This is a genomic window from Pseudoxanthomonas wuyuanensis, assembly GCF_900215535.1.
GTDB classification, from domain to species: Bacteria; Pseudomonadota; Gammaproteobacteria; order Xanthomonadales; family Xanthomonadaceae; genus Pseudoxanthomonas_A; species Pseudoxanthomonas_A wuyuanensis.
Genome location: NZ_OCND01000005.1, coordinates 149,915 through 172,628, shown reverse-complemented (window position 1 = coordinate 172,628; position 22,714 = coordinate 149,915). Strand labels below are relative to the sequence as shown.

The following is a 22,714-nucleotide window of genomic DNA, read 5'->3' as shown; positions in this document are numbered from 1 at the left end:
CCAACATGAACCCAGCCACAGGTCATGCCGCACCACGCCGCGCTGCGCGGGTTCCGTCGGATGACGGTTTCCTCCACAATCTGTGCACTCCATCAAGCAGGACCCGGCGCGCGCGGATGCAAGCCTATGTCTACAAGAGCCAGCGCAAGGCCGATACCTTCGTCTACCTGGCCAAACGCGACGATTTCGCCGGCCTTCCGGAACCGCTGCGAAACCAGTTGGGAACCCTGAGCTTCGTGCTGGAGGTCGCATTGACTCCGGAGCGCCGGTTGGCGCGCGGCGATGCGGCTGTCGTACGGCAGAACCTGGCTGCCCACGGTTTCCATATCCAGTTCCCGCCGCCTCCGGGTGGACCTGTCGATGGTTGAGCGCAGCCCCCTCCGCCGCCGCGTCGCGCTGGCGGTTTTTGTTGCCGGTCTGCTGCTGGCGATGCTGGCCGGTTTTGGCGGCGTTGTCGCGGTTGTGGGCGCATGGCTGGCGCAACCGGCGCTGGCGCTGGCGGTGTCGTGGCGCGCGGGCACGCGCCGCTGGAGCAGCCGTCCGGCGGCATTGCGCCGGGATGCGCTGGCTCTGCTGCTGCCGTGGGGCGGCGTGCTGGCGGTTGGCGCCGCGCTGATTGCCTGGCCGCTGGCGTCGCTGCGCGAGAGCGGCAGCCTGCCGGCGGCGCTGGGGCTCAGCGCGGTGATTGGCGCGTTGTTGATCGGACTCTGGCGCACCTGGCCGCTGTGGCAGGGGATTGAGCGCGATGGCGGTTCGCTGGCATCGCACTGGCGCGCCCTGCCCGAACACGAATTCCACGCCTGGCGCGGGCTGGGCGTGGCCGCGCTGGTCGCCGGCATTGCCGGCGGCGGCCTGCTGCTGGCCTGGCCGGATCTGCTGCCGGCCCCATTGCGGATCGCCGCCACCGCGGCGTATGTCGTCGCACTTCCTTTTGCGCATTGGGGCTTGCAGCGGGTGGCCCGGGCCGAGGGCCTGCCGGTGATCGAGATGCCGGCGCCGGCCGCGTCCGCGGTGGCGCCGGTCAGCGAGCCGATGGCCGAGGAAAACCTGGATCAGGCGCTGTTCGAGGCGGCCCGCGGCGGCCGGGTCGAGCGCGCGCTGGAACTGATCGAGGCCGGCGCCGACCCGCACGCGCTGCCGCCGCCGGATTCGCGCGATCAGCGCAGTCTCAGCGTGCTGGCCGCGGTGCTGCCGGACCTGCGCCTGCTGCGCACGCTGATCGCCCATGGCGTCGATCTGAATCACGCCCATGCCGGCATGACCCCGCTGCTGGCGGCCACGCGCGACAGCTGGCACGGGCGCCCGGATGCAGTCACCACGCTGTTGGCCAACGGCGCCGATCCGCGCGTGGCCGACAGCGAAGGCAACACGCCGCTGCACCATGCCGCGCGCAGCTCCGATCCCGGTGTGGTCGCGTTGTTGCGCGATGCCGCCGCCGAAGTCGATGCGCTGAACCACGATGGGCTGACGCCGCTGGGCGTGGCCTGCATGGCCGGCAACTGGCGGCTGGCGAAATTCCTGCTCGAGCGCGGCGCCCGGCCCGAACCGGCAGGCGGGCAGCCGGTCCTGCTGGCTGCCGCCGCCACCGAAGAAGACGACCCGGCCGGTGTGCAACTGCTGCTCAAGCACAAGGCCAAGGTGGACAGCCGCGACGCGCAACAGCGCAGCGCATTGCACGAAGCGGCCCTGGCCGGGCATCCGGACATCGTGGCCGCGCTGATCGCGGCCGGTGCCGACGTACAGGCACAGGACCACGCCGGCCGTACGCCCTGGCTGGATGCGGCATGCGGGGGCCGTATCGCGGTGCTGGAAAAACTGGCCGAAGCTGGCGCCGACGTGCATGCCTGCGACAGCGAGGGCCGCAATGCGCTGGCACGGGCCTGCGCGACCGAAGCCGCTTCGCCGGCGCTGGTACGGCGCCTGCTGGAATGGGGCGTGGACCCGGAAGCGGCCGACCGGCATGGTAAGCGTGCCGCCGATCTGGCCGCCGAATCGGGGCGCTGGGCGATCGTTTCGGCGCTGGACCCGGCCTACCCGCTACCGGTTGCTGTCAGCACCGGTGAGGATGAACAGGCGCTGCCGGACCGCGCGCCGATCGGCCTGGTCCGCGACGGCCTGCGCAGCGGGCGCCACGATGGCCTGGCCGCGCTGGCCAGGCTTTCCACACCGGCCGAGCTTGGCGGCCTGCTGCACGATCCTGAAATCTCGCGCCTGCCGGCGCAGATCGAATGGTTGTTGTCGCAGGGCGCCGATGCCGAGGCGGCCGATCACCAGGGCGATACCCCGATGTTCGCGCTGCTTGCGCGCGGCGCCGAAGCGGTGCCGGCGCTGCAGGCGCTGTTGCGCCGCGGTCTTTCGCCGGCAGGTGCGGGCGGTCTGGCGCGTTTCCTGGCCGCCTGCGCGCAGAGCGAACAGGCCGCGCGCGGACTGGAGCAGTTCGCCTGCGATCTGCTGGAGCGCGGCGCCGATCCGTTCGGCAGCGCGCATGGCGATCCGGCCTTGTCGCTGGCGGTACGGCTGGGCTGGTCGCGGCTGCTCGACCGCCTGCTGGATATCGGCGCGGACCGCGAGGCGCGCGACAGCCACGGCATGAGCGCGCTGCACCTGGCGGCGGCATTGGGCCGCGAAGCCGCGTTGAAGCAATTGATCGGCAAGGGCGCCTGCCCGGATTCGCGCGCCGCCGATGGCCAGACCCCGTTGGGCGTGGCGCTGGCCAGTGGCCGCCGGGATCTGGCCGACTGGCTGGACTGGCGCGGCTGGCCCCTGCCCAAACGCGCCTTGCGCGCCGCGGATCTGCCGGCGGCGGCAATGGTCGGCGACGCCGATGCGGTGCGGCGGCTGCTGGATCTGGGCTTTGCGGTCGACTCGCAGGATGCGCAGGGCTGCACGGCATTGTTGCGTGCGGCTGGCGGCGGGCATCGCGCCACCGTGGATCTGCTGTTGGCCCGCGGCGCCGATCCGCAACATGCGGCCAATACCGGCGCCACTCCGTTGTCGGCGGCGGTGAGCATGCGCCAGGCCGATATCGTCACCGCGCTGCTGGCCGCCGGCGCGGAGATCGAACATCGCCTGCCTGGCGGGGTCACCGTGCTGATGCTGGCGGCGGCGCTGGGGCTGCCTGAGATCGTGGCGCGGCTGCTGACCGCCGGCGCCAACGTGCATGCCGGCGACGCGCAGGGGCTGACGCCTTTGCACTGCGCCGCACTGTACGGCTTCACCGCGCGCGATCGGCCGCGGCTGGTCGCCCTGTTCGACACCCTGCTGCTGTCCGGCGCCGAACCCGAGCAGCTTGCGGCCGGCGCGGTCACGCCGTTGTTGCTGTTGCTGGGCGCGCGCGCCGAACCGGGTACCGCTTGCGATGAGGAGGTCGTGCTGGCCGGACTGGAGCGACTGCTGGACGAGGACGTTTCGCTGGATGTACAGGACCCGCGCGGTTTCGGTCCGCTGCACCTGGCCGCTTTGCACGGCCTGTTGCGGGTGGTGCAGCGCCTGCTGCATACCGGTGCCGATCCGGAACTGCGCGATGCGCTGAACCGGACCCCGCGCGAAATCGCAGTGATGCGCGGCTTTGTCGATGTGGCCGGCGAATTCGTCCCGGCCGTACCCGGCGCCTCGATGGCGCGTTTCCTGCGCGAGCCGCGCAAATGAGCGTGCGCGGCTACCGGTCAATGCCGGGCCGCAGCAGCGCGTTCGACACGGACAAGAGCCGATAGCCGCGGAACGCCATCTGCGGCGCTACACGCCGCCTGGGCCGTTCCTTCGACTGACATGGCTCCTTTATGGTTGCCTGTGGGAGCGATGTAAGTCGCGATAGCGCGTCGCGACTTACGTCGCTCCCACAAGGACCCGATTCGTGACACCTCGGGGCAAGCCAAAGATATTCCGGCATCGGGACGATGATGGGCTATCGGTTTCCGGCAAATACTCGGGGGAAACGCGCTAGCCGGGCCGCTGCCGGCCGATGGCGCCGCCGGGTTCGCCGGCGTCGGCTTCGAACAGTTTTTCCAGATCGCCGATGGCATCGCGTGCGGTCTGGATGACGGCCGCGTCGTCGTCGTAGATCAGGTGCTGCTCGCGCAGCAGCGCTTCGTCGTGATCGCGAAAGCGCCGCACCAGGCTGGCCGCCGTATCCGCCGGCAGCCCCAAGGCGATCAGCACCTGCTCGCTCATCTCCAGGCTGGTGCCGAAGGTTTCGCGGAAGGGCTCCACCCCCAGGTCCATCAGCCGCCATGCATGCTGGCGGTTGCGCGCGCGGCCGAAGATGGTGGCTTTCGGAAACATCCGGCGGATCAGCCGGGCGGCCTTGATATTGGTATCCGGGTCGTCCATCGCGATGACGAACGCCTTGACGTGTTGGGCGCCGGCCGCGCGCAGCAGGTCCGGGCGGGTCGGATCGCCGTAGTAGATGCGCACGTTGCCGAAGCGGCGCAGCGTCTCCACCGTTTCCGGGCTGTGCTCCAGCGCCACGAACGGAATCTTCTGCGCGCTCAGCAGGCGCGCGACGATCTGGCCGAACCGGCCCATGCCGGCGATCAGCACCTGCGGGTGCTGGCCGTCGGGAATGGTGTCGAACGCCGGCAGCCGCGCGGGCTTCTTCGGCATGCCGGACAGCAGTTGGGTCATGCCGATCAGCAGCAGCGGAGTCAGCGCCATCGACAGGCCGACGATCGCCACCAGCCGGTCGCGGGTGCCGTCGTCCAGCAGGTTCACCCGCACCGCTTCGCTGAACACCACAAACGCGAATTCGCCGCCCAGCCACAGCACGCCCGCCAGCATCAACGCGCTGCGGACCTCCAGCCTGCCGGGGAAGATGCCGATGGCGAACAGCAGCGAGAACTTGACCGCCAGCAGGATCAGCACGCCGCTGGCGATGATGTGCGGTTCGGCCATCACCAGATCCAGATCGATGTCCATGCCCACGGCAATGAAGAACAGACCCAGCAGCAGGCCCTTGAATGGTTCGATCTGCGATTCGAGTTCGTGCCGGAATTCCGAATCCGACAGCAGCACGCCGGCCAGGAACGCGCCCAGGCCGGCGCTGAGCCCGGCCAATTGCAGGAACCAGGCATTGCCCAGCACCACCAGCAGCGCGGTGGCGGTGAACACCTCGGGCATGCGCGTACGTGCGACCACCCGGAACAGCTGCCGCAGCAGCAACCGGCCGCCGAAGATCACCAGCGCCATCGCACCGATGGCCTGGAACACCATGGTCCAGGTCAGGGTCTCGTTCTTGGCGCCGCCCAGCAGCGGAATCGCCGCCAGCAATGGAATCGCCGCCAGGTCCTGGAACAGCAGGATGGCAAAGCCCAGCCGGCCGTGCTCGGTGGCCAGTTCCTTGCGTTCGGACAACAACTGCAGGCTGACCGCGGTGGACGACAGCGCCAGCCCCAGGCCGACCACCAGCGCGGCCTTCCAGCGGTGATCGGCCAGCAGCATCAGACCGCCCAGCACCAGTGCGGTCACCAGCACCTGCAGCCCGCCCGCGCCGAACACGGGCTTGCGCATCACCCGCAGCCGCGACGGCGACAGTTCCAGCCCGATCACGAACAGCATCATCACCACGCCGATTTCGGCCGCGTTGAGGATGCGGTCGGCGTCCTGCACCAGTCCCAGCCCGTAAGGGCCCAGCACCACCCCGGCAACCAGATAGGCCAGCACCGCCCCCAGGCCAAAGCGCTTGAATACCGGCACGGCCACCACCGCCGCCAGCAGGAAAACCAACGCCAGTTCCAGACCGCTACCGTGCATGCGTCACCTCGGGCGGCATTATGCGGGTTGGACGGCGCACCGCGTGGGTCGGCAGGCGGCGATTGCAACGGGTCATGAGGGAGTAGTAGCCTCGCGGAACTGTCAACGTCAAGGAAGCGTGTCCTATGCGGGCGATTGCGGTTTTGTTGCTGAGCTTGCTGCTACCCGCAGCGGCTCAGGCCCAGCGAGGGGTCGACCCTGAGCTATCGATAGATGTTACCGGCCACATCGAGATTGGTCCCGATGGCGGTCTGCATGCGTTCGAGCTGGACAAGGGGCTGTCTCCCCCAATCGAGCGGCTGGTGGAGCAGAGTCTGCGTCGGTGGCAGTTTGAACCAGTCGCCGTCGATGGGCGGCCGGTGATCGCCAGGACCCGGCTGCGGCTGACGCTTTCGGCGGAGAAAGTAGCCGAGGGCTATCAGCTGAAGGTGGAGAAGGCATGGTTCGGCGAACCTACCCGGACCTCGAAACTGGCCGCGCCCCGGTATCCTGTGGAGGCGGCCCGCGCCAATCTCGGCGCCAAGGTCATCCTGGTGCTCAGGCTGGATGCGGACGGGAATGTCGTTGATGCGCATCCCGAGCAGACGAGCCTGAGCGCCGTCGCCAAAAACGAAAGATCTGCCGAGCAGTGGCGCGCTCTGTTCGAAAAGGCCAGTCTGGCCGCGGCCAGGAGCTGGAAATACGGCATCACCGAGGCTGTTGACGGAGCGCCCGTGGCAACCAGTAGCGTGCGCGTCCCGGTGACGTTCACGATTGGCAGCAGCCCGGAAAACCGATGGCACGGCTTTATCCCGGGGCCGCGGAAGCCGGCGCCATGGGCGATGGAGGAACTGGCCGCCAATCCGGTGAGCGAGGATTTGCGCGATGGCGACGCACAGCCGCTTGATTCGAGATTCAGGCTGAAGACGCCGATCGTCGGGACGCTGCTCTGAACCGCGGGTTGGATCCGCACCTGTAAATCAGCACCTGTAAACCAGCACCGCGCGTGGCCCGAAGCGCGTGAATACCGGCGCGGCCAACGCCAGTAAGAAGACCAACGCCAGTTCCGGACGCTACCGTGCATGGGGCGCTTCGAGGCGATAGTATGCGGCGGACCGGCCCCGATCGGAGCCGGCGGCTCAAGGAAGGAGAACGGGGATGAGATTGCGCCACTGGATGTTTGCATTGCTGTTCGCGTGGGCGGCAACCGCGTCGGCTGCCGGACCGGGGGCTGCGCGCAAGCAGGTCGAAGCCAGCATGCTGGTAACGGGCTTCGTTGTGATCGAAAAAGACGGCAGTGTGGGCAAGCTGGAAATCGACCAGCCCGACAAGGTACCCGGAGATGTGGTGCGCCTGGTCGAAGTCGCCGGCAATACCTGGCATTTCGAGCCGCCCATGGTCGATGGAAAGTCCGTGCGCGGCAGGGCGCGCATGAGCCTGCGGGTGGTGGCCAACAAGGTAGAAGCCGATCTGTACAGGCTGTCCCTGCGCAGCGGCCACTTCGGGGTGGAGGCGCTGACGCCGGAAGAACTCCAGCAGCGGGAGGACATCATCAAGTCCGTGAGCATGCGGCCACCCGGATATCCCAGGTTGGCCATGGAAAGCGGGTATCAGGGCACGGTGTACCTGGTGCTTAAGATCGGACGCGAGGGGACTGTGGTCGACGCGATGGCCGAACAGATCAATCTCCGTACCATCGGTCCGCCTGTCGAGATGGAAAGGATGCGCTCGATCTTCGCCGGTTCGGCGCTCAAGGCAGCAAGGTCGTGGATGTTCGCTCCACCGACGACGGGAGAGAACGCGAGCGCCGAGTTCTGGAGCGTGCGCGTTCCGGTCGATTACGCCTTCCATGGAACCCGTCTCCCAGAGTACGGGCAATGGCATGCCTATATCCCGGGACCCAGGCACCCCATCCCGTGGGCGTCGGACGATCTGGATGCCAACGAGAGTCCGGATGCATTGCTTTCGGGAGGATTCTACGAGGTCGGAAAGAGCTTCCGCCTGCTGACCTCGCTACAACATGAGGGCTGAGCGTTCGCGGCAGAAAACGCGTATGGGAAACACACTCCCTGGCGTTATTGCATGGCTGATGCTTTGCCTGCTGATGTTCGGGGCGCCTGCCGCGGCCGACGATGTCGCGGAATTCCGCAAGCAGGTGGTTGGAACGATGCTGCTGACCGGTACGCTGGCGATCGCAGCGGATGGTTCGGTTATCGGCTATGCGATCAACCAGCCGGACAAGGTGCCGCCGGAGGTGCTGCGGCACCTGGCGCGACATGTGCCTCGATGGAAGGTGACGATGGCGGATGCCTCGTCTCCGGGTGAGGCGACTGAGCGGCGTTTCAGCGTGCGCGTGATGGCAATACCCGAAGAGAGCGGCTACTTCCGTTTGTCGCTTGCCGGCGCCAATATCGTTCAGCAGCATAAGCCCGGTGAGGATATCGTGGCCGATGGGCGCCTGAGACGTCCTGAGTACCCACGCGCAGTGCTTCGGCTTGCTGACGTCAGCGGTACCGTCTACGTGGCGGTAAAGGTCGGCCGCGATGGCAAGGTCGCGGATCTGGTCATCGAACAGGTCAATCTTAATTTTATCGGCGAGGAGCAGGAAATCGCACAAGTGCGCGCCGAGTTTGCCGCCCATACTGCGGCAGCGGCACGGCAGTGGAAATTCAAGATGCCAAAGGGTGGTCCATTGGCCGAATACCCATTTCTGGAGGCGCGTGTTCCGGTTACCTACATCGTCGGCGCCGCGCCGGGTTACGGAGAGTGGGAATACTACTTGCCCGGTCCGCGCCGGGCGGTATCGGGAGCAGAAGACGACGGTGTGACGATTGCTGCCGGCGAATCGGGCGAGCTGCAATTGATCGGCGTGGGCCCGCGGTTGGTCACGCCGTTGGAACCTCCCGCCGGTTGAACTGCCGCGTGGCGAGCCCGGACGAAAAAACGCCCCGCAATGCGGGGCGTTTTACGTTGCAGCGCGTGTTCGGACTACCGCTTCATCGAACTGAAGAACTCGTCGTTGGACTTGGTGTTCTTCATCTTGTCCAGCAGGAATTCCATTGCCGCGATTTCGTCCATCGGGTGCAGCAGCTTGCGCAGGATCCAGATCTTCTGCAGCAGTTCCGGTTCGATCAGCAGGTCCTCGCGGCGGGTGCCGGAGCGGTTGATGTCGATGGCCGGGTAGACGCGCTTCTCGGTGATGCGGCGGTTCAGGTGCACTTCGCTGTTGCCGGTGCCCTTGAACTCTTCGTAGATCACCTCGTCCATCTTGCTGCCGGTTTCGACCAGCGCGGTGGCGATGATGGTCAGGCTGCCGCCTTCTTCGACATTGCGCGCGGCGCCGAAGAAACGCTTGGGCCGGTGCAGCGCGTTGGCGTCGACGCCGCCGGTCAGCACTTTGCCGGAGCTGGGCACGACGTTGTTGTAGGCGCGGGCCAGGCGGGTGATCGAATCGAGCAGGATCACCACGTCCTTCTTGTGCTCGACCAAACGCTTGGCGCGTTCGATCACCATCTCGGCGACCTGCACGTGGCGGGCGGCCGGCTCATCGAACGTCGAAGAGATGACCTCGCCGCGCACGGTGCGCTGCATTTCGGTGACTTCTTCCGGACGCTCGTCGATCAGCAGCACGATCATGTGCACGTCGGGATGGTTGGTGGTAATCGCGGTGGCGATCTGCTGCATCATGATGGTCTTGCCGGCCTTGGGCGGCGAGACGATCAGCGCGCGCTGGCCTTTGCCCTGCGGCGCCATCAGGTCGAGGATGCGGCCGGCGATGTCTTCCGACGAGCCGTTGCCGCGCTCCAGGGTGAAGCGGCGGCGCGGGAACAGCGGGGTCAGGTTCTCGAACAGCACCTTACCCTTGCTGGCTTCGATCGGCTCGCCATTGATGGTGTCGACCACGGCCAGCGCGAAATAGCGCTCGCCGTCCTTGGGCCAGCGGATGCGCCCGGCCAGGTGATCGCCGGTGCGCAGGTTGAAGCGGCGGATCTGGCTGGGACTGATGTAGACATCGTCCGGGCCGGCCAGGTAGCTGGCCTCGGCGGCGCGCAGGAAGCCGAAGCCGTCGGGCAGGATTTCCAGGACGCCGTCGGCGGCGACGCCTTCGCCGTGACGGGTCAGCACCTTCAGCAGGGCGAAGATCACATCCTGCTTGCGCGCGCGGGCGACGCCTTCGTGGATGCTCAGCTGCTCGGCGATGTCCAGCAGCTTCTGCGCCGGCATCCGCTTCAGATCGCTCAGCGAGTACTGCGGGAAGCCCTCGGGCACATTGGCCGGCGGGCTGCGCGGGACGAAGTTCTCGTTGCCGCCGTCGCTGGGCAGGCCGTCATTGCGCGGGCGGTCGCCGCGGTCGCGGTCGCGATCACGGCGGTTGCGGAAACGGTCGCGGCGGTTGTTCTGGTTCTGGTTGAAACGCTGGCCGCCTTCGCGCGGCTCGCGCGGTTCGCCGTCCTGGCCGGCAGCGGCGGTCGCGGTCGCGCCTTCGTCGGCGGAACCGGAAGAAGAAGCGGCAGGCGCCGACGGGCGCGGCGCGGCTTCGGCAGGCACGGCAGGCGGCGCGGGCGGATTGGCAGGCGCTGCAGGTGCGGCGGCTTCAATCGGCGCTTTCGGCGTTGCCGGGGCTGCCGGCTGTTCGCTGGCGGCCACCTTGGGGGCGCGCGGCTTGCGCACACGCTTCTCGGCGGGGGCGCCGGTTTCGTTATTGCTGTCGGACAAGTGGGATTTCCTCGCTACGGTTGCGAGCGCCAGCGGATGGCCGGCGGGACGGATGGAGAGTGGTTTCTCAGAAGGGGTGCGGCGCAGACCCCGCGCCGGATGCAACGACACTAACACCGCGCCGCCGCGGCGGCAAGCAGCGCGCGGCGGCGGGTTCGAACGGATTCAGCCGGACGCGGCCCGGCCTGAGGCTCAGGCGGCCTGGGTGCCGATGCTCTTGTCGATCATCTGGGTCAGCTGACCCTTGCCGACGGCGCCGACCTGGGTCGCGTGCACCTGGCCGTCCTTGAACAGCAGCAGCAGCGGGATGTTGCGTACGTGGTACTTGATGGCGGTGGCGCGGTTCTCGTCCACGTTCAGCTTGACCACCTTCAGGCGGCCATCGTAGGTCTGGGCCAGTTCGTCCAGGACCGGGGAAATCATCTTGCACGGGCCGCACCATTCGGCCCAGAAATCCACCAGAACCGGCTCTTCCGATTGCAGCACGGCGGCATCGAAATCGGCATCGCCGACGTGGGTTACTTTATCGCTCACTGGGGTCTCCTGCAGGGTCCGCGGATCAAGCGCGGACGGGTTTGGCCGGGGCGGCCATCTCTATTGCGGTAAACTGGGGCGCTTGGCGGCCAAATCAAGGGCCGCGCAACCCGGCATCAGGGGCGCAGTGTGCGACGCCGGTAACCGCGATGCAAGCACGCATTCCGCACCATCACGCCCGCTGGCAGAACACAGCGGCGCATTAAAGAAGAAGGCATGAGCGACAAACCCTTAACCGATGTAACCTTTTCCTCCTTCGACCTGCACCCGGCCCTTCTGGCCGGTCTGGAAGCCGCCGGTTTCTCGCGTTGCACGCCGATCCAGGCGCTGACGCTGCCGGTGGCGCTGCCCGGCCGCGATGTCGCCGGACAGGCGCAGACCGGCACCGGCAAGACGCTGGCGTTCCTGGTGGCAGTGATGAACCGCCTGCTGACGCGGCCGGCGCTGGCCGACCGCAAACCGGAGGACCCGCGCGCGCTGATCCTGGCGCCGACCCGCGAGCTGGCCATCCAGATCCACAAGGATGCGGTCAAGTTCGGTGCCGACCTGGGCCTGCGCTTTGCGCTGATCTACGGCGGCGTTGACTACGACAAGCAGCGCGAGCTGCTGCAGCAGGGCGTGGACGTGATCATCGCCACCCCGGGCCGGCTGATCGACTACGTCAAGCAGCACAAGGTGGTCTCGCTGCACGCCTGCGAAATCTGCGTGCTGGACGAAGCCGACCGCATGTTCGACCTGGGCTTCATCAAGGACATCCGTTTCCTGCTGCGGCGCATGCCCGAGCGCGGCACCCGGCAGACGCTGCTGTTCAGCGCCACGCTGAGCCACCGTGTGCTGGAGCTGGCCTACGAGCACATGAACGAGCCGGAAAAGCTGGTCGTCGAGGCCGAGTTCATCACCGCCGCACGGGTACGGCAGCGGATGTACTTCCCGGCCAACGAGGAAAAGATCCCGCTGCTGATCGGTCTGCTGTCGCGCAGCGAAGGCGCGCGCACGATGGTGTTTGTCAACACCAAGGCGTGGGTGGAACGGGTGGCGCGCGCGCTGGAGAAAGCCGGCTACCGGGTCGGCGTGCTGTCCGGCGACGTGCCGCAGAAGAAGCGCGAAACGCTGCTCAACCGCTTCCAGAAGGGGCAGCTGGAAATCCTGGTGGCCACCGATGTGGCCGCGCGCGGCCTGCATATCGACGGCGTCAGCCACGTCTACAACTACGATCTGCCGTTCGATGCCGAGGACTATGTGCACCGCATCGGCCGCACCGCGCGGCTGGGCGCCGAGGGCGATGCGATCAGCTTCGCCTGCGAGATCTACGCGCAGGGCCTGCCGGATATCGAGGCCTATATCGAACAGAAGATTCCGGTCGAGCCGGTCACCGCCGAACTGCTGACCGCGTTGCCGCGTCCGCAGCGGGCGCCGGTCGAAGGGGACGAGGCCGATGCCGACGAAAGCATCGGCGACATCTTCCGCGAGGCGCGCGAGCAGAAGGCCGCCGACGAGCAGCGCCGCGGCGGTCCCAAAGGTGGTCCGCGCAAGAGCGGGCCGGGCGGTCGCGGCGATGGCACGCGTTCGCGCGACGGCAAGCCGCGCGGGCCGCGCCCGCCGCGACGCGAACCTGATGCCGATGCGGCCGGCAAACCGGCGCCGGCGGCCGCGCCTGCGCCTGCGCTCGGCACAACCGCCAAGCCGGAAGGCGACCGCCCGCCGCGCAAGCGCCGCCGCCGCCGTCATGGCCGGCCGCTGGAAGGCGAGGGCATGGCAACGCCGGTCAGCGCCAAGCCGGCTTCGGCGCCCGCGCCGGCCGCGTCTGCGCCGAAGGACAATTCATCGTTCCTGACCCGGTTGGGACGCAAGCTGAAGTCGCTGGTTTCCGGGGCGTAGCCCCGGAGCCTGTCGTCGACCGGGCGAGGCTCGCGCCGTCGGCGGGCGGTGCGGTATCGTCCGCCGATGGGGAATGTGAAAAAAACGGCATAATCGCCGGATGAGCGTTCTGCGATTCGAAAATGTCAGCAAGCAGTACCCCGGCGGCCATGCGGCGCTGGAGGATGTCAGCTTCGAAGTGGCCGAAGGCGAAATGCTGTTCGTCACCGGCCATTCCGGCGCCGGCAAAAGCACCTTGCTCAAGCTGATCCACCTGAGCGAACGGCCCAGCCGCGGCGCGGTGGTGTTCGCTGGCCGCAACCTGCTGAAGGTGCGCGGCGGACGCATCCCGCAGCACCGGCGCCAGGTTGGCGCGGTCTACCAAGATCACCGGCTGCTGACCGACCGCAGCGTGATGGAGAACGTTTCGTTGCCGCTGATCCTGCGCGGCGATCATCGCAGCGACATCGGCAAGCGGGTGCGCGAAGTGCTGGCCCGGCTGGGGCTGGGGCACCGCGAAAAAGCGTTGCCGACCCAGCTCTCGGCCGGCGAGCAGCAGCGGGTCGGCATTGCCCGCGCCATCGTCGCCGAACCCAAGCTGCTGGTCGCCGACGAGCCCACCGGCAACCTCGATCCGACCCTGGCGGCGGAAATCATGTCGCTGTTCGCCTCGATGCCCGAGCGCGGCACCAGCGTGCTGGTGGTCAGCCATGACCTGCCATTGCTGAAGCGGATGAAGAAGCGCGTGCTGATCCTGGACCACGGCAAGCTGGTCGACGATATCTCCCCGGCGGATCTGGCCGAATGAGCGAGCAGGGCAACGTCATCGCGCGTCCGCGTTCCGGCCTGGGCATCTGGCTGGATCAGCACCTCTACAGCTTCGTTTCCAGTCTGGGGCGGGTGCTGCGGCGGCCATGGGCCACGCTGCTGACCATCGGGGTGATGGCGGTGGCGCTGGCGCTGCCGCTGGGCCTGTGGCTGGCGCTGGACAACCTGCAGCATTTCGCCGGCAACGTGGAGCAGTCGCGCGAAATCGACGTGTTCCTGAAGCCCGACGTCGCCGCCGCGCGCGCCTCCGCGCTGGCCACGGAGCTGCGCGGCCGCGCCGATGTGGCGCAGGTGGAACTGCGCACTCCGGAACAGGGCCTGGAGGAATTCCGCCGTACCAGCGGGCTGGGCGAGGCGCTGGATGCGCTGGACGACAATCCGCTGCCGAGCCTGCTGATCGTCACCCCGCGCAACGACGACACCCAACTGGTCAACGCGCTGCGCAGCCTTCCCGAAACCGACCAGTTGCAGCACGACGCAGTCTGGCGACAGCGGCTGGCCGGCTGGCTGGGTTTCGGCGAACGGCTGGCCTGGGTGCTGGCGGTGCTGTTCGGCACCGGGGCCTTGCTGGTGGTCGGCAATACGGTGCGTCTGGACATCCAGTCGCGGCGCGAGGAAATCGGCGTGCTGCAGCTGCTGGGCGCCAGCGACGGCTTCATCCGCCGCCCCTTCATCTACCTGGGCGCCTGGTATGGCCTGGTCGCCGGGGCGCTGGCGCTGGGGTTGCTGAGCGCCGCCGCCACCGCCCTGCGCGAGCCGCTGGCGGCGCTTTCGGCCAGCTACGGCAGCGGCTTTGCGCTGTCCGGGCTGACCGCGCAGACCGCCGTCGGCGTACTGTTGGGCGCTACCATCATCGGCTGGCTGGGCGCATGGCTGGTGACCGGGCACTTCTTGCGTCAGACTCGCCCGACCGAAACCTGAACCTGAGACCCCGCATTTTCATGGCCCAAGAACTCCGCCATCTGATCAGCGACACCCCGCGGGTGATGGTGGTCGATGGCTCCAAGCTGGTGCGCAAGCTGATTGCCGACGTGCTCAAGCGGGAAGTGCCGGGAGTGGAAGTGATCGGCTGCAGCAGCATTGCCGAGGCGCGCAAGGCGCTGGCCAGCGGCGCCGTGCACCTGGTGACCACCGCGTTGGCGCTGCCCGACGGCGATGGCCTGGAAATCGCCCGCAGCGTGCGCCAGGCCGCCGGCCAGGCCTATGTGCCGGTGATCGTGGTTTCCGGCGATGCGCAACAGCATCTGGAGGAACGCCGCTTCACCGAGTTCGTCACCGACTATTTCGACAAGTCGCTGGGCCATGAGGCGCTGGCCGCGTTCATCCGCGGCTACGTGCAGCCCGAACCGGTCGAAGGCGCCACGGTGCTGTATATCGAAGACAGCCGGGTGGTCGCCGAAACCACAAAGCGCATGCTGGAACGGCAGAACCTGAAGGTCGTGCATGTGCTGAAGGCCGAGGATGCGTTTGCGCTGCTGACCGCCGAGTCGCTGGGGCTGTCCACGCACCGCTTCGATCTGGTGCTGACCGACGTAACCCTGAAAGGTGAGCTGAGCGGCCGCGATGTGGTGCAGCGCGTGCGCGTGGACTTCGCCTACGGCAAGCGCCGGCTGCCGATCCTGGTGATGACCGGCGACAGCAACCGCGACAACCAGTCCGAACTGCTGCAGGCCGGCGCCAACGACCTGGTGCTCAAGCCGATCGAGGAACGGCTGCTGATCACCAAGGTCCTGTTTCAGTTGCGGCTGGCCCGCATGGACGGCGCCCGCAGCCTGGTATGAGCGACGGCGACGCGAGCCGCATCAGGCTGGAACCGTCGTGGAAGGCGCACGTCGGCGATTGGCTGCTGCGGCCGCAAATGCGCGAACTGTCGGCATTCCTGCGCCAACGCAAGGCTGCCGGCGCGCGCATCTATCCGCCGGGCCCGCAGATTTTCGCCGCCTTCGACGCCACCCCGTTCGATGCGGTCAAGGTGGTGATCCTGGGCCAGGACCCGTACCACGGACCGGGTCAGGCGCATGGGCTGTGCTTCTCGGTGCTGCCGGGAGTGCCGGTGCCGCCGTCGCTGCTGAACATCTACAAGGAGATCGAGACCGATCTCGGCCTCCCGCGTCCGGACCATGGTTGCCTGCTGCCGTGGGCGCGGCGCGGCGTGCTGCTGCTCAACGCGGTGCTGACCGTCGAGGAAGGCCGTGCCGGCGCCCACCAGGGCAAGGGCTGGGAAGGCTTTACCGATCATGTGGTGGAAACCCTCAACCGCGAGCGTGAAGGATTGGTGTTCCTGCTATGGGGCAGCTACGCGCAGGCCAAGGGCAAGGTCATCGATACCCAGCGCCACCGCGTGCTGCGCGCGCCGCATCCATCGCCGCTGTCGGCGCATCGCGGCTTTCTGGGCTGTGGACATTTTTCGGCGGCCAACCGCTACCTGGCGCAGCGCGGGCAGACGCCGATCGACTGGCGGCTGCCGGATCGCGCCGCCGTCGAAGCGGAACTCGCGGCGGCGGCCGCCTGAGGGCTACTTCTTGCGCCGCTTCTGCGGCGGCGTGACTTCCGGCGCCGGCATTTCCGAGACGGTCTGCGCCTCGGCCTGAAGTTCTTCCAGCATCGGCACCATCTTCTGCTGGATCGCCGTCATCAGGTTCTGCATCAGCGCCGGAGTCTTGTCCAGCAGATTCCTGCCTGCAGGGCTTTCGTAGAACTTGGTGATGGCGCGCACGTCCTCACGGGTGAAGGTCTGCTTGTAGACATCGGCGTACAACGGACGCATTTCTTCCCAGGCCAGCGTCTTGCGCACGATTTCGTTGGTCTTGGCCTGGATGCGCTCGACTTCGGCGCGTTGTTCGGCGGTCAGCGGCTTGTCGCCCATCATCTGATCGAACTGCTGCCGCTGCATCGCTTCCATCTGCGGCACGATGGCGGCCAGCATGCTCTCGGCGCGCGAGGCCCGCAGCAGCTTTTCGATGTCCGCATCGCTGGGCTCGGCGGCCAGGACGACCGCGGGAATGGCAAGGGCGGCCAACAGCAGCCAGCGGAGACAAGGCGAAGCGATACTCATGCGTGATCCTGAAAGCGCGATACTCGAAGGCGTGAATGGTGACGTTGAATAAGTAAATGGTCCGTTAAACCCCCGCCCGGACGCTTACGCCGGCCACCGCATCCTGACTACAATCGGTGGATGGGGAGCGGCGCACTTGAAATCACGCAGACACTGACGATTCCTGACGCGGAGTTGATCGAGCGGTTCGTGCGCGCGGCCGGACCGGGCGGGCAGAACGTCAACAAGGTTTCCACTGCGGTCGAACTGCGGTTCGATATTGCGCAATCGCCGTCGCTGCCGGAGCCGGTGCGCGAACGCCTGCTGGCCAAACGCGACCGCCGCCTCACCGATGAGGGCGTGCTGATCATTGCCGCGCAGCGCTTCCGTACCCAGGACCGCAACCGCCAGGACGCCCGTGAACGGTTGGCGGCCTTCATCGCCAGCGGGTTGACGGTGCCGAAACAGCGCATCGCCACCCGGCCCTCGCGCGCGGCCAAGGCGCGCCGGCTGGAGGCCAAGAACCAGCGCAGCCAGATCAAGCGCGGCCGCTCGCAGAAAAGCCATTGGGAGTAACCATTTGAGCGACGCCGACGACGTCATCCCCGCCATCCCGCCCAACATGCCGCAGGTGCCGCGCAACCGCTTCACCCGTTGGATCGCGCGCCGCTTCCTGCGAGCCTTCGGCTGGCGGGTGGTCGGCACGCTGCCGGATATTCCCAAGCTGGTGCTGATCGTCGCACCGCATTCGTCCAACTGGGACGGCATATGGGGCATGGCGGCCAAGATTGCCATGGGTTTCCAGGTGCGCGTGCTGGGCAAGGCGCAGCTGTTCTGGTGGCCGCTGGCGCCGCTGCTGAGGAAGCTGGGCGTGGTGCCGATCGACCGCAGTTCGCCGCAGGGCACCGTGGAGCAGGCCATCGGCCTGATCAACGGCGCCGAACGCATGTGGTTCGCGCTGACGCCGGAAGGTACGCGCAAGCGCGTGCAGAAATGGAAGAGCGGATTCTGGAAGATCGCCCGCGGCGCCAATGTGCCTATCCTGATGGCGTACTTCCACTACCCGGAGAAGACCATCGGCATTGGCGGCCTGTTTCACCCCAGCGATGATGTCGAGGCCGACATGGCGAAAATCCGGGAGTGGTACCGTCCCTGGGTTGGCAAGAACCGTGGCACAGTCTGATGCGCACCGGCGCGGGAGGAAGGCAATGGGCAAGCGGATGAAGCTCCTGCAGGCGGGACTGCTGGCGACGTTGGCGACGATGGCGGCCGCTGCCGTGGCGCAGCAACCGGTGCTGGCGATCCATGGTGGCGCCGGCGTGGTCCGGCAGGGCATGACGCCGGCCGACGAAGCGGCTGCGCGTGCCTCGCTGGAACAGGCATTGCGCGCCGGCCATGCGCAGCTGGCGGCGGGAAAACCGGCGCTGGATGCGGTTACCGCGGCGATCACGGTGCTGGAGGACGCGCCCAGTTTCAATGCCGGCAAGGGTGCGGTGTTCACCCACGATGGCCGCAACGAACTCGATGCCGCCATCATGGACGGCAGCAGCGGCCGTGCCGGTGCCGTCGCTGGCGTACGCACGGTGAAGAACCCGATCCTGCTGGCGCAGGCGGTGATGGAAAAATCCCGCCACGTAATGATGGTTGGCGAAGGCGCCGAAGCGTTCGCCAAGGAGCAGGGCGTCCCCCTGGTGGAGCCGGGCTATTTCCGTACCGAAAAGCGCTGGCAGCAGTTGCAGCGCGCATTGCGCGAGGAAGCCTCGCGCGAAGCTCACCGCGACATCGAGACCGCCAAGTACTTCGGAACCGTCGGCGCAGTGGCCTTGGATGCGCAGGGAAAGCTGGCCGCCGGTACTTCCACCGGCGGCATGACCAACAAGCGCTACGGCCGCGTCGGCGATGCGCCCATCATCGGTGCCGGCACCTATGCCAATGAGCGCTGCGCGGTTTCCGGCACCGGCTGGGGCGAGTTCTACATCCGTGCGGTCGCCGCGCACGACATCTGCGCGCGGGTGAAGTACGCCGGGCAGTCGGTGGCGCAGGCGGCTGCGGGTGTCATCAACGGCGATATCCCCAAGGCCGGCGGCGATGGCGGCGCCATCGTGCTGGACAGCGACGGCAGGATTGCGCTGCCATTCAACACCGAAGGCATGTACCGCGGCTGGATTGGCGCCGACGGCGTGCCGCATGTGGCGATCTTCGCTGACGAGGCGCTGCCGGAACCGTCGCCGCGTTGAAGGCTCCAACTGGGCGGGAGTCCGCATTTTCGCCTCAAGCGTTTACGCGGCATCAATCAGTCATCGTCATGACGTAGGCGCGTAAACGCTCCAGGCATCGACGGCATGAGAACTGCTCAGGGATGCAACGCGGCCCGGGCCTGCCGCAGGCGCTGGCGCGCGATGGGCCGCAGGACGTTGCGCAGCGCCTGCGGAAACGGCGAGCGCCGGCCGCAACGGCGCAGCAGCAGCGCGTAGTCCTGCGCCTGTCCCAGGGCAACGGCGTGCTGCTTGATTTCTTTCTCCAGCGGCTGGCAAAGCGCCGGTTCCACCTGGTTGAGCAGATGCTGTTGCTGGCGTAGCCGGCGCAGCCGCCTGCGATAGGCATGCCATGCCAGCGGCCGTTCGGGATGGCGGTCCACACGCTTGCCGGCCTTGCGAACGCGCCGCTCGCTGCGCCGGAATGCCCGGGTTACGACGTCGTCTTCCACGCCGTTCCAGTCCAGTTGCGCCAGCTGCTGGCGGGCACGTTGCAGCCGCTGGCAGCGCCGGCGGAACTGCGGGTCCGACGACAGCGCTTGCGCCAACTGGGTGTCGCGCTGCGCGTGCGCCAGCGCCAGCGCCGATTGCAGATGGGGAATCGCTGCCGGCGCCGCCTCGGCCAGCAGCCGCTCCAGCGTTTCGACCACGGCGTGCGCATCCCTGAGCCGCGACAGGCCCCGGCACAGGCGCTGCAGATCCCGGTCCAGGCGCGCGGTATGCGGGCCCAACGCATTGCCGCCCAGGGCCAGTGCGCTGCGTGTCCGGCGCAGGCATTTCCTCGCTTCGTGGATGCCCTCATGGCGATCCTGGTCCGGTAGCGACAGGCACTGGGCAGCCTGCGCCAACTGGGCATCGGCGAAATCGGCCAAACGCTTGCCGAGCGAATCGGCGCGGGGCTTTGCGGGAGGCATGGCATGGCCTGGATGGAACGCCAGCGACTCTAGCCTGTCCCGGCCCTGGCAGGCATTGAGCAGGATCAAGCGATGGCCGGTGCCAGCCAAGCGCCTAGCGCTCCGAATGTCCGCTCTGGTCGTAGTCGCGAGGGGCGAAAAGATCCGGCTGGATCAGCTCGATAAACGCGCGCGCCTGCGGCGACAGGTATTTGCCCTTGCGCACCACCACGCCGTAGCTGCGCGAAGGGAACCAGTCGCGCAGCGAACGGGTGGCCAGGCGGTCGTGGTCGCCGTCGGTCAGGCAGATCGAACTGACGATCGAGATGCCCATGCCCATGGCCACGTATTGCTTGATCACTTCCCAGCCGCCGACCTCCAGCGCCACCGTGTACGGCACGCGGTTCTGCTGGAACACCAGATCGACCAGCCGGTAGGTGATTTGCCGTTTCGGCGGCAGGATCAGCCCGTAGTGGGAAATGTCTTCCAGCGAAAGCTTCGCCTTGTTCGCCAGCGGATGTTGCGGCGGGGTGATCAGCACCGGCTCGAAGCGGTAGATCGGCGCGTAGCTCAGGTCGGCGGGCACGTCCATCATCGAGCCCACCGCCAGGTCCACCGCATCCGAGCGCAGCAGATCGGTGCCGTCGGCGGTGATGGCGTTGTGCAGGGTCAGCCGCACGTCCGGGTGCTGGGCGCGGAAGTTCTCGACGATCTTCGGCAGCAGGTAGAGGATGGTGGAACTGTTGGCGGCGATGTTCAGTTCGCCGGCATCCAGCCCGGCGACCCTGTCGCGGAAGCTCGCTTCCAGCCCGTCGATGCCCTCGACCAGCGGCTGCGCCAGTTCGAACAGCAACTGGCCCTCGCGGCTGGGCGCCAGCCGGCGTCCGCTGCGTTCGAACAGCTTGACTCCCAGTTCGCGCTCCAGCGCCTGCAATTGCAGGGAGATGGCCGGCTGGCTGACGAACAGCGCCTCGGCCGCGCGCGAGACCGACCCCAGCCTGACCGTCTGGCAGAACGCCCGCAGCGGCTTGAGCCGGTCCGACTTGTAGGGAAAACGTAACGTTTGCGGGGACTTGTCCGACATTTCGAAACAAATATAAGCTGAACTTATTTAATGCATTGACAAAACTATTTTGTCAAATACGTCGTTGCGGCGCACGGTGTGACTCCAGCAAGCCGTAAGGAGCCATCCATGTCCGCCGCCGCCCACGCGCTGCCTGCCGATCCGGTGCAGCGCCCAACCCCTGGAATCGCCCTGACGACCGTATTGGCCGGCCAGGCAGCGTTGTTGCCGCCTGCCGCGTTGGCCTTGCTGGTCTCACTGCATCGGGAGATTGAGCCGGAACGCCAGGCCCGGCTGGCCGCGCGCCGCGACCGCCAGCGCTACTTCGACGCCGGCGGCCTGCCCGACTTCCGCGACGACACCCGCAGCATCCGCGAAAGCGACTGGAAAGTGGCGCCGCTGCCGGCGGCGCTGCAGGACCGCCGGGTCGAGATCACCGGCCCGGTCGACCCCAAGATGGTGATCAATGCCTTGAACTCCGGGGCCAAGGTGTTCATGGCCGATTTCGAGGATTCCACCGCGCCGACCTGGCATAACCTGCTGACCGGCCAGCGCGCCCTGATGGAGGCGGTGCGCGGCGATCTGGCATTCGTTGCAGACAATGGCAAGCGCTACCAGCTCAAGCCGTTCGCCGAACAGGCGGTGCTGCTGGTGCGTCCGCGCGGCTGGCACCTGGACGAGAAGCATGTGCTGATCGACGGCCAGCCGATCGCCGGCGGTCTGTTCGACCTGGCCGTGTTCGCGTTCCACAACGCGCGCGCGCTGGCGGACAAGGACCGTGGCCCGTACTTCTACCTGCCCAAGCTGCAGAGCATGGAAGAGGCGGCGCTGTGGGAAACCGCGCTGTCGCACATCGAAGCCACGCTGGGCCTGCCGCACGGGCAGATGAAGGTGACCGTGTTGATCGAGACGCTGCCGGCGGTGTTCGAGATGCACGAAATCCTGCACGCGCTGCGCGAACGCATCGTCGGGCTCAACTGCGGCCGCTGGGACTACATCTTCTCCTACCTGAAGACCTTCCGCAGGCATGCCGACAAGGTGCTGCCCGAACGCGGCCAGGTGACGATGACCCAGCCGTTCCTGAAGGCGTACTCGGAACTGCTGATCCAGACCTGCCACCGCCGCGGCGCGCACGCGATGGGCGGCATGGCTGCGCAGATTCCGATCAACAACGACGAGGCCGCCAACGAGCAGGCGCTGGCCCGCGTGCGTGCCGACAAGCTGCGCGAAGTGAGCGCAGGCCACGACGGCACCTGGGTGGCGCACCCGGCGCTGATCCCGATCGCGCGCGCCATCTTCGACGAGCATATGCCGCAGCCCAACCAGCACGCAGTGTTGCGCGAAGACGTGCATGTGGGCCGCGACGAGCTGATAGCGCCTTCGCAGGGCACGATTACCCGCGCCGGTTTTGAAGGCAATGTCGAGGTCTGCGTGCGTTACCTGGCGGCGTGGCTGGATGGCAACGGCTGCGTACCGATCCACTGGCTGATGGAAGACGCCGCCACCGCCGAGATTTCGCGCACGCAGATCTGGCAATGGCTGCACACGGCGGGTCTGCACCTGGCCGACGGCACCGCGATCGATCTGGCGCTGCTGGAAACCACGCTGCGCAACCTGCCGGCCAAGCTGGGCAATCGCGACGCCATCCCCGGTGCCTCAAAAATCGACGAGGCCATTGCCTTGCTCGACGAGCTGAGCCGCAGCGACGAGTTGGCCGAATTCCTGACCCTGCCGGCCTACGACCGTATCGACTGAACCCGCGGGAAAAGGGAGTCGGGAATCGCAACAGCGACTCGCAAACCGCTCC

General features: G+C 67.3%; 20 protein-coding genes. 14 read left to right on the top strand and 6 right to left on the bottom strand.

All coding sequences use genetic code 11. From position 1 onward, the window contains the following. Window positions 1-116 precede the first annotated feature (116 nt). Window positions 117-368 (top strand): YcgL domain-containing protein, encoded by a 252-nt coding sequence (locus CRO39_RS11845; RefSeq protein ID WP_097122156.1) that lies wholly within the window; start codon window positions 117-119, stop codon window positions 366-368. Next, window positions 361-3,648, top strand: coding sequence for an ankyrin repeat domain-containing protein (locus CRO39_RS11840; RefSeq protein ID WP_097122296.1), 3,288 nt, complete (start codon window positions 361-363; stop codon window positions 3,646-3,648). Before CRO39_RS11845 ends, CRO39_RS11840 begins: the two co-directional genes overlap by 8 nt. A 291-nt stretch (window positions 3,649-3,939) precedes the next feature. Here CRO39_RS11840 and CRO39_RS11835 read toward each other — a convergent pair whose 3' ends face one another. Further along, window positions 3,940-5,748 (bottom strand): monovalent cation:proton antiporter-2 (CPA2) family protein, encoded by a 1,809-nt coding sequence (locus CRO39_RS11835; protein WP_097122155.1) that lies wholly within the window; start codon window positions 5,746-5,748, stop codon window positions 3,940-3,942. A 125-nt stretch (window positions 5,749-5,873) separates the two neighbouring features. Here CRO39_RS11835 and CRO39_RS11830 point away from each other — a divergent pair, with 125 nt between their 5' ends. The 3 genes from CRO39_RS11830 (at window position 5,874) to CRO39_RS11820 (ending at window position 8,641) form a co-directional block, all read left to right on the top strand. Next, a complete protein-coding gene (locus CRO39_RS11830; protein ID WP_097122154.1) occupies window positions 5,874-6,680 on the top strand; it encodes an energy transducer TonB in 807 nt (268 codons plus the stop codon). 205 nt (window positions 6,681-6,885) lie between these two features. Further along, on the top strand, window positions 6,886-7,758 hold the full coding sequence (locus CRO39_RS11825) for an energy transducer TonB (RefSeq protein ID WP_141400783.1): 873 nt from the start codon (window positions 6,886-6,888) through the stop codon (window positions 7,756-7,758). A gap of 22 nt (window positions 7,759-7,780) precedes the next feature. Continuing rightward, complete coding sequence (locus CRO39_RS11820; RefSeq protein ID WP_141400782.1) at window positions 7,781-8,641, top strand: energy transducer TonB; 861 nt, start codon at window positions 7,781-7,783, stop codon at window positions 8,639-8,641. Window positions 8,642-8,715: 74 nt separating this feature from the next. Here the strand turns inward: CRO39_RS11820 and rho are convergent, their stop codons facing one another. Next, complete coding sequence (gene rho / locus CRO39_RS11815; protein ID WP_097122151.1) at window positions 8,716-10,443, bottom strand: transcription termination factor Rho; 1,728 nt, start codon at window positions 10,441-10,443, stop codon at window positions 8,716-8,718. 192 nt (window positions 10,444-10,635) lie between these two features. Further along, window positions 10,636-10,977: a thioredoxin TrxA gene (gene trxA / locus CRO39_RS11810; RefSeq protein WP_097122150.1), complete on the bottom strand. Its 342-nt coding sequence runs from the start codon at window positions 10,975-10,977 to the stop codon at window positions 10,636-10,638. 216 nt (window positions 10,978-11,193) lie between these two features. Here trxA and rhlB point away from each other — a divergent pair, with 216 nt between their 5' ends. The 5 genes from rhlB (at window position 11,194) to ung (ending at window position 16,174) form a co-directional block, all read left to right on the top strand. Further along, complete coding sequence (gene rhlB, locus CRO39_RS11805) at window positions 11,194-12,855, top strand: ATP-dependent RNA helicase RhlB (protein WP_097122149.1); 1,662 nt, start codon at window positions 11,194-11,196, stop codon at window positions 12,853-12,855. Between the two features lie 100 nt (window positions 12,856-12,955). After that, a complete protein-coding gene (gene ftsE, locus CRO39_RS11800; protein WP_097122148.1) occupies window positions 12,956-13,642 on the top strand; it encodes a cell division ATP-binding protein FtsE in 687 nt (228 codons plus the stop codon). Beyond that, on the top strand, window positions 13,639-14,583 hold the full coding sequence (gene ftsX / locus CRO39_RS11795; RefSeq protein WP_097122147.1) for a permease-like cell division protein FtsX: 945 nt from the start codon (window positions 13,639-13,641) through the stop codon (window positions 14,581-14,583). The genes ftsE and ftsX overlap by 4 nt, the downstream gene beginning before the upstream one ends. A 20-nt stretch (window positions 14,584-14,603) precedes the next feature. Further along, on the top strand, window positions 14,604-15,443 hold the full coding sequence (locus tag CRO39_RS11790) for a response regulator (protein ID WP_238394718.1): 840 nt from the start codon (window positions 14,604-14,606) through the stop codon (window positions 15,441-15,443). Then, window positions 15,440-16,174, top strand: a complete 735-nt coding sequence (gene ung, locus CRO39_RS11785; RefSeq protein ID WP_097122146.1) for a uracil-DNA glycosylase — start codon at window positions 15,440-15,442, stop codon at window positions 16,172-16,174. The genes CRO39_RS11790 and ung overlap by 4 nt, the downstream gene beginning before the upstream one ends. Window positions 16,175-16,177: 3 nt before the next feature. On the opposite strand, the gene CRO39_RS11780 is transcribed toward ung, so the two are convergent. After that, a complete protein-coding gene (locus CRO39_RS11780; protein WP_097122145.1) occupies window positions 16,178-16,717 on the bottom strand; it encodes a DUF2059 domain-containing protein in 540 nt (179 codons plus the stop codon). Window positions 16,718-16,837: 120 nt separating this feature from the next. Between CRO39_RS11780 and arfB the strand changes: the two genes are divergently transcribed. From arfB to CRO39_RS11765, 3 genes are read left to right on the top strand one after another with little or no spacing between them, the layout of a single operon-like run. Next, complete coding sequence (gene arfB / locus CRO39_RS11775; protein ID WP_097122144.1) at window positions 16,838-17,272, top strand: alternative ribosome rescue aminoacyl-tRNA hydrolase ArfB; 435 nt, start codon at window positions 16,838-16,840, stop codon at window positions 17,270-17,272. 46 nt (window positions 17,273-17,318) lie between these two features. Beyond that, entirely contained in the window at window positions 17,319-17,879 is a 561-nt protein-coding gene (locus CRO39_RS11770; protein ID WP_097122294.1) for a lysophospholipid acyltransferase family protein, read from the top strand. Window positions 17,880-17,916: 37 nt separating this feature from the next. Then, window positions 17,917-18,933 (top strand): isoaspartyl peptidase/L-asparaginase family protein, encoded by a 1,017-nt coding sequence (locus tag CRO39_RS11765; protein WP_097122293.1) that lies wholly within the window; start codon window positions 17,917-17,919, stop codon window positions 18,931-18,933. A gap of 116 nt (window positions 18,934-19,049) precedes the next feature. Here the strand turns inward: CRO39_RS11765 and CRO39_RS11760 are convergent, their stop codons facing one another. Together CRO39_RS11760 and CRO39_RS11755 are read right to left on the bottom strand one after the other, a co-directional pair. After that, on the bottom strand, window positions 19,050-19,865 hold the full coding sequence (locus CRO39_RS11760) for a CHAD domain-containing protein (RefSeq protein ID WP_141400781.1): 816 nt from the start codon (window positions 19,863-19,865) through the stop codon (window positions 19,050-19,052). A 94-nt stretch (window positions 19,866-19,959) separates the two neighbouring features. Then, window positions 19,960-20,928, bottom strand: a complete 969-nt coding sequence (locus CRO39_RS11755; protein ID WP_097122142.1) for a LysR family transcriptional regulator — start codon at window positions 20,926-20,928, stop codon at window positions 19,960-19,962. 108 nt (window positions 20,929-21,036) lie between these two features. Here CRO39_RS11755 and aceB point away from each other — a divergent pair, with 108 nt between their 5' ends. Further along, entirely contained in the window at window positions 21,037-22,662 is a 1,626-nt protein-coding gene (aceB, locus tag CRO39_RS11750; protein WP_097122141.1) for a malate synthase A, read from the top strand. Window positions 22,663-22,714 lie beyond the last annotated feature (52 nt).

Excerpts from the sequence above, each read along its gene's own strand:
- CRO39_RS11845 (WP_097122156.1), top strand. The coding sequence starts at position 117 with ATGCAAGCCTATGTCTACAAGAGCCAGCGCAAGGCCGATACCTTCGTC.
- CRO39_RS11840 (WP_097122296.1), top strand. The coding sequence starts at position 361 with ATGGTTGAGCGCAGCCCCCTCCGCCGCCGCGTCGCGCTGGCGGTTTTT.
- CRO39_RS11835 (WP_097122155.1), bottom strand. The coding sequence starts at position 5,748 with ATGCACGGTAGCGGTCTGGAACTGGCGTTGGTTTTCCTGCTGGCGGCG.
- CRO39_RS11830 (WP_097122154.1), top strand. The coding sequence starts at position 5,874 with ATGCGGGCGATTGCGGTTTTGTTGCTGAGCTTGCTGCTACCCGCAGCG.
- CRO39_RS11825 (WP_141400783.1), top strand. The coding sequence starts at position 6,886 with ATGAGATTGCGCCACTGGATGTTTGCATTGCTGTTCGCGTGGGCGGCA.
- CRO39_RS11820 (WP_141400782.1), top strand. The coding sequence starts at position 7,781 with ATGGGAAACACACTCCCTGGCGTTATTGCATGGCTGATGCTTTGCCTG.
- rhlB (WP_097122149.1), top strand. The coding sequence starts at position 11,194 with ATGAGCGACAAACCCTTAACCGATGTAACCTTTTCCTCCTTCGACCTG.
- ftsE (WP_097122148.1), top strand. The coding sequence starts at position 12,956 with ATGAGCGTTCTGCGATTCGAAAATGTCAGCAAGCAGTACCCCGGCGGC.
- ftsX (WP_097122147.1), top strand. The coding sequence starts at position 13,639 with ATGAGCGAGCAGGGCAACGTCATCGCGCGTCCGCGTTCCGGCCTGGGC.
- CRO39_RS11790 (WP_238394718.1), top strand. The coding sequence starts at position 14,604 with ATGGCCCAAGAACTCCGCCATCTGATCAGCGACACCCCGCGGGTGATG.
- ung (WP_097122146.1), top strand. The coding sequence starts at position 15,440 with ATGAGCGACGGCGACGCGAGCCGCATCAGGCTGGAACCGTCGTGGAAG.
- CRO39_RS11780 (WP_097122145.1), bottom strand. The coding sequence starts at position 16,717 with ATGAGTATCGCTTCGCCTTGTCTCCGCTGGCTGCTGTTGGCCGCCCTT.
- arfB (WP_097122144.1), top strand. The coding sequence starts at position 16,838 with ATGGGGAGCGGCGCACTTGAAATCACGCAGACACTGACGATTCCTGAC.
- CRO39_RS11770 (WP_097122294.1), top strand. The coding sequence starts at position 17,319 with ATGCCGCAGGTGCCGCGCAACCGCTTCACCCGTTGGATCGCGCGCCGC.
- CRO39_RS11765 (WP_097122293.1), top strand. The coding sequence starts at position 17,917 with ATGAAGCTCCTGCAGGCGGGACTGCTGGCGACGTTGGCGACGATGGCG.
- CRO39_RS11760 (WP_141400781.1), bottom strand. The coding sequence starts at position 19,865 with ATGCCTCCCGCAAAGCCCCGCGCCGATTCGCTCGGCAAGCGTTTGGCC.
- CRO39_RS11755 (WP_097122142.1), bottom strand. The coding sequence starts at position 20,928 with ATGTCGGACAAGTCCCCGCAAACGTTACGTTTTCCCTACAAGTCGGAC.
- aceB (WP_097122141.1), top strand. The coding sequence starts at position 21,037 with ATGTCCGCCGCCGCCCACGCGCTGCCTGCCGATCCGGTGCAGCGCCCA.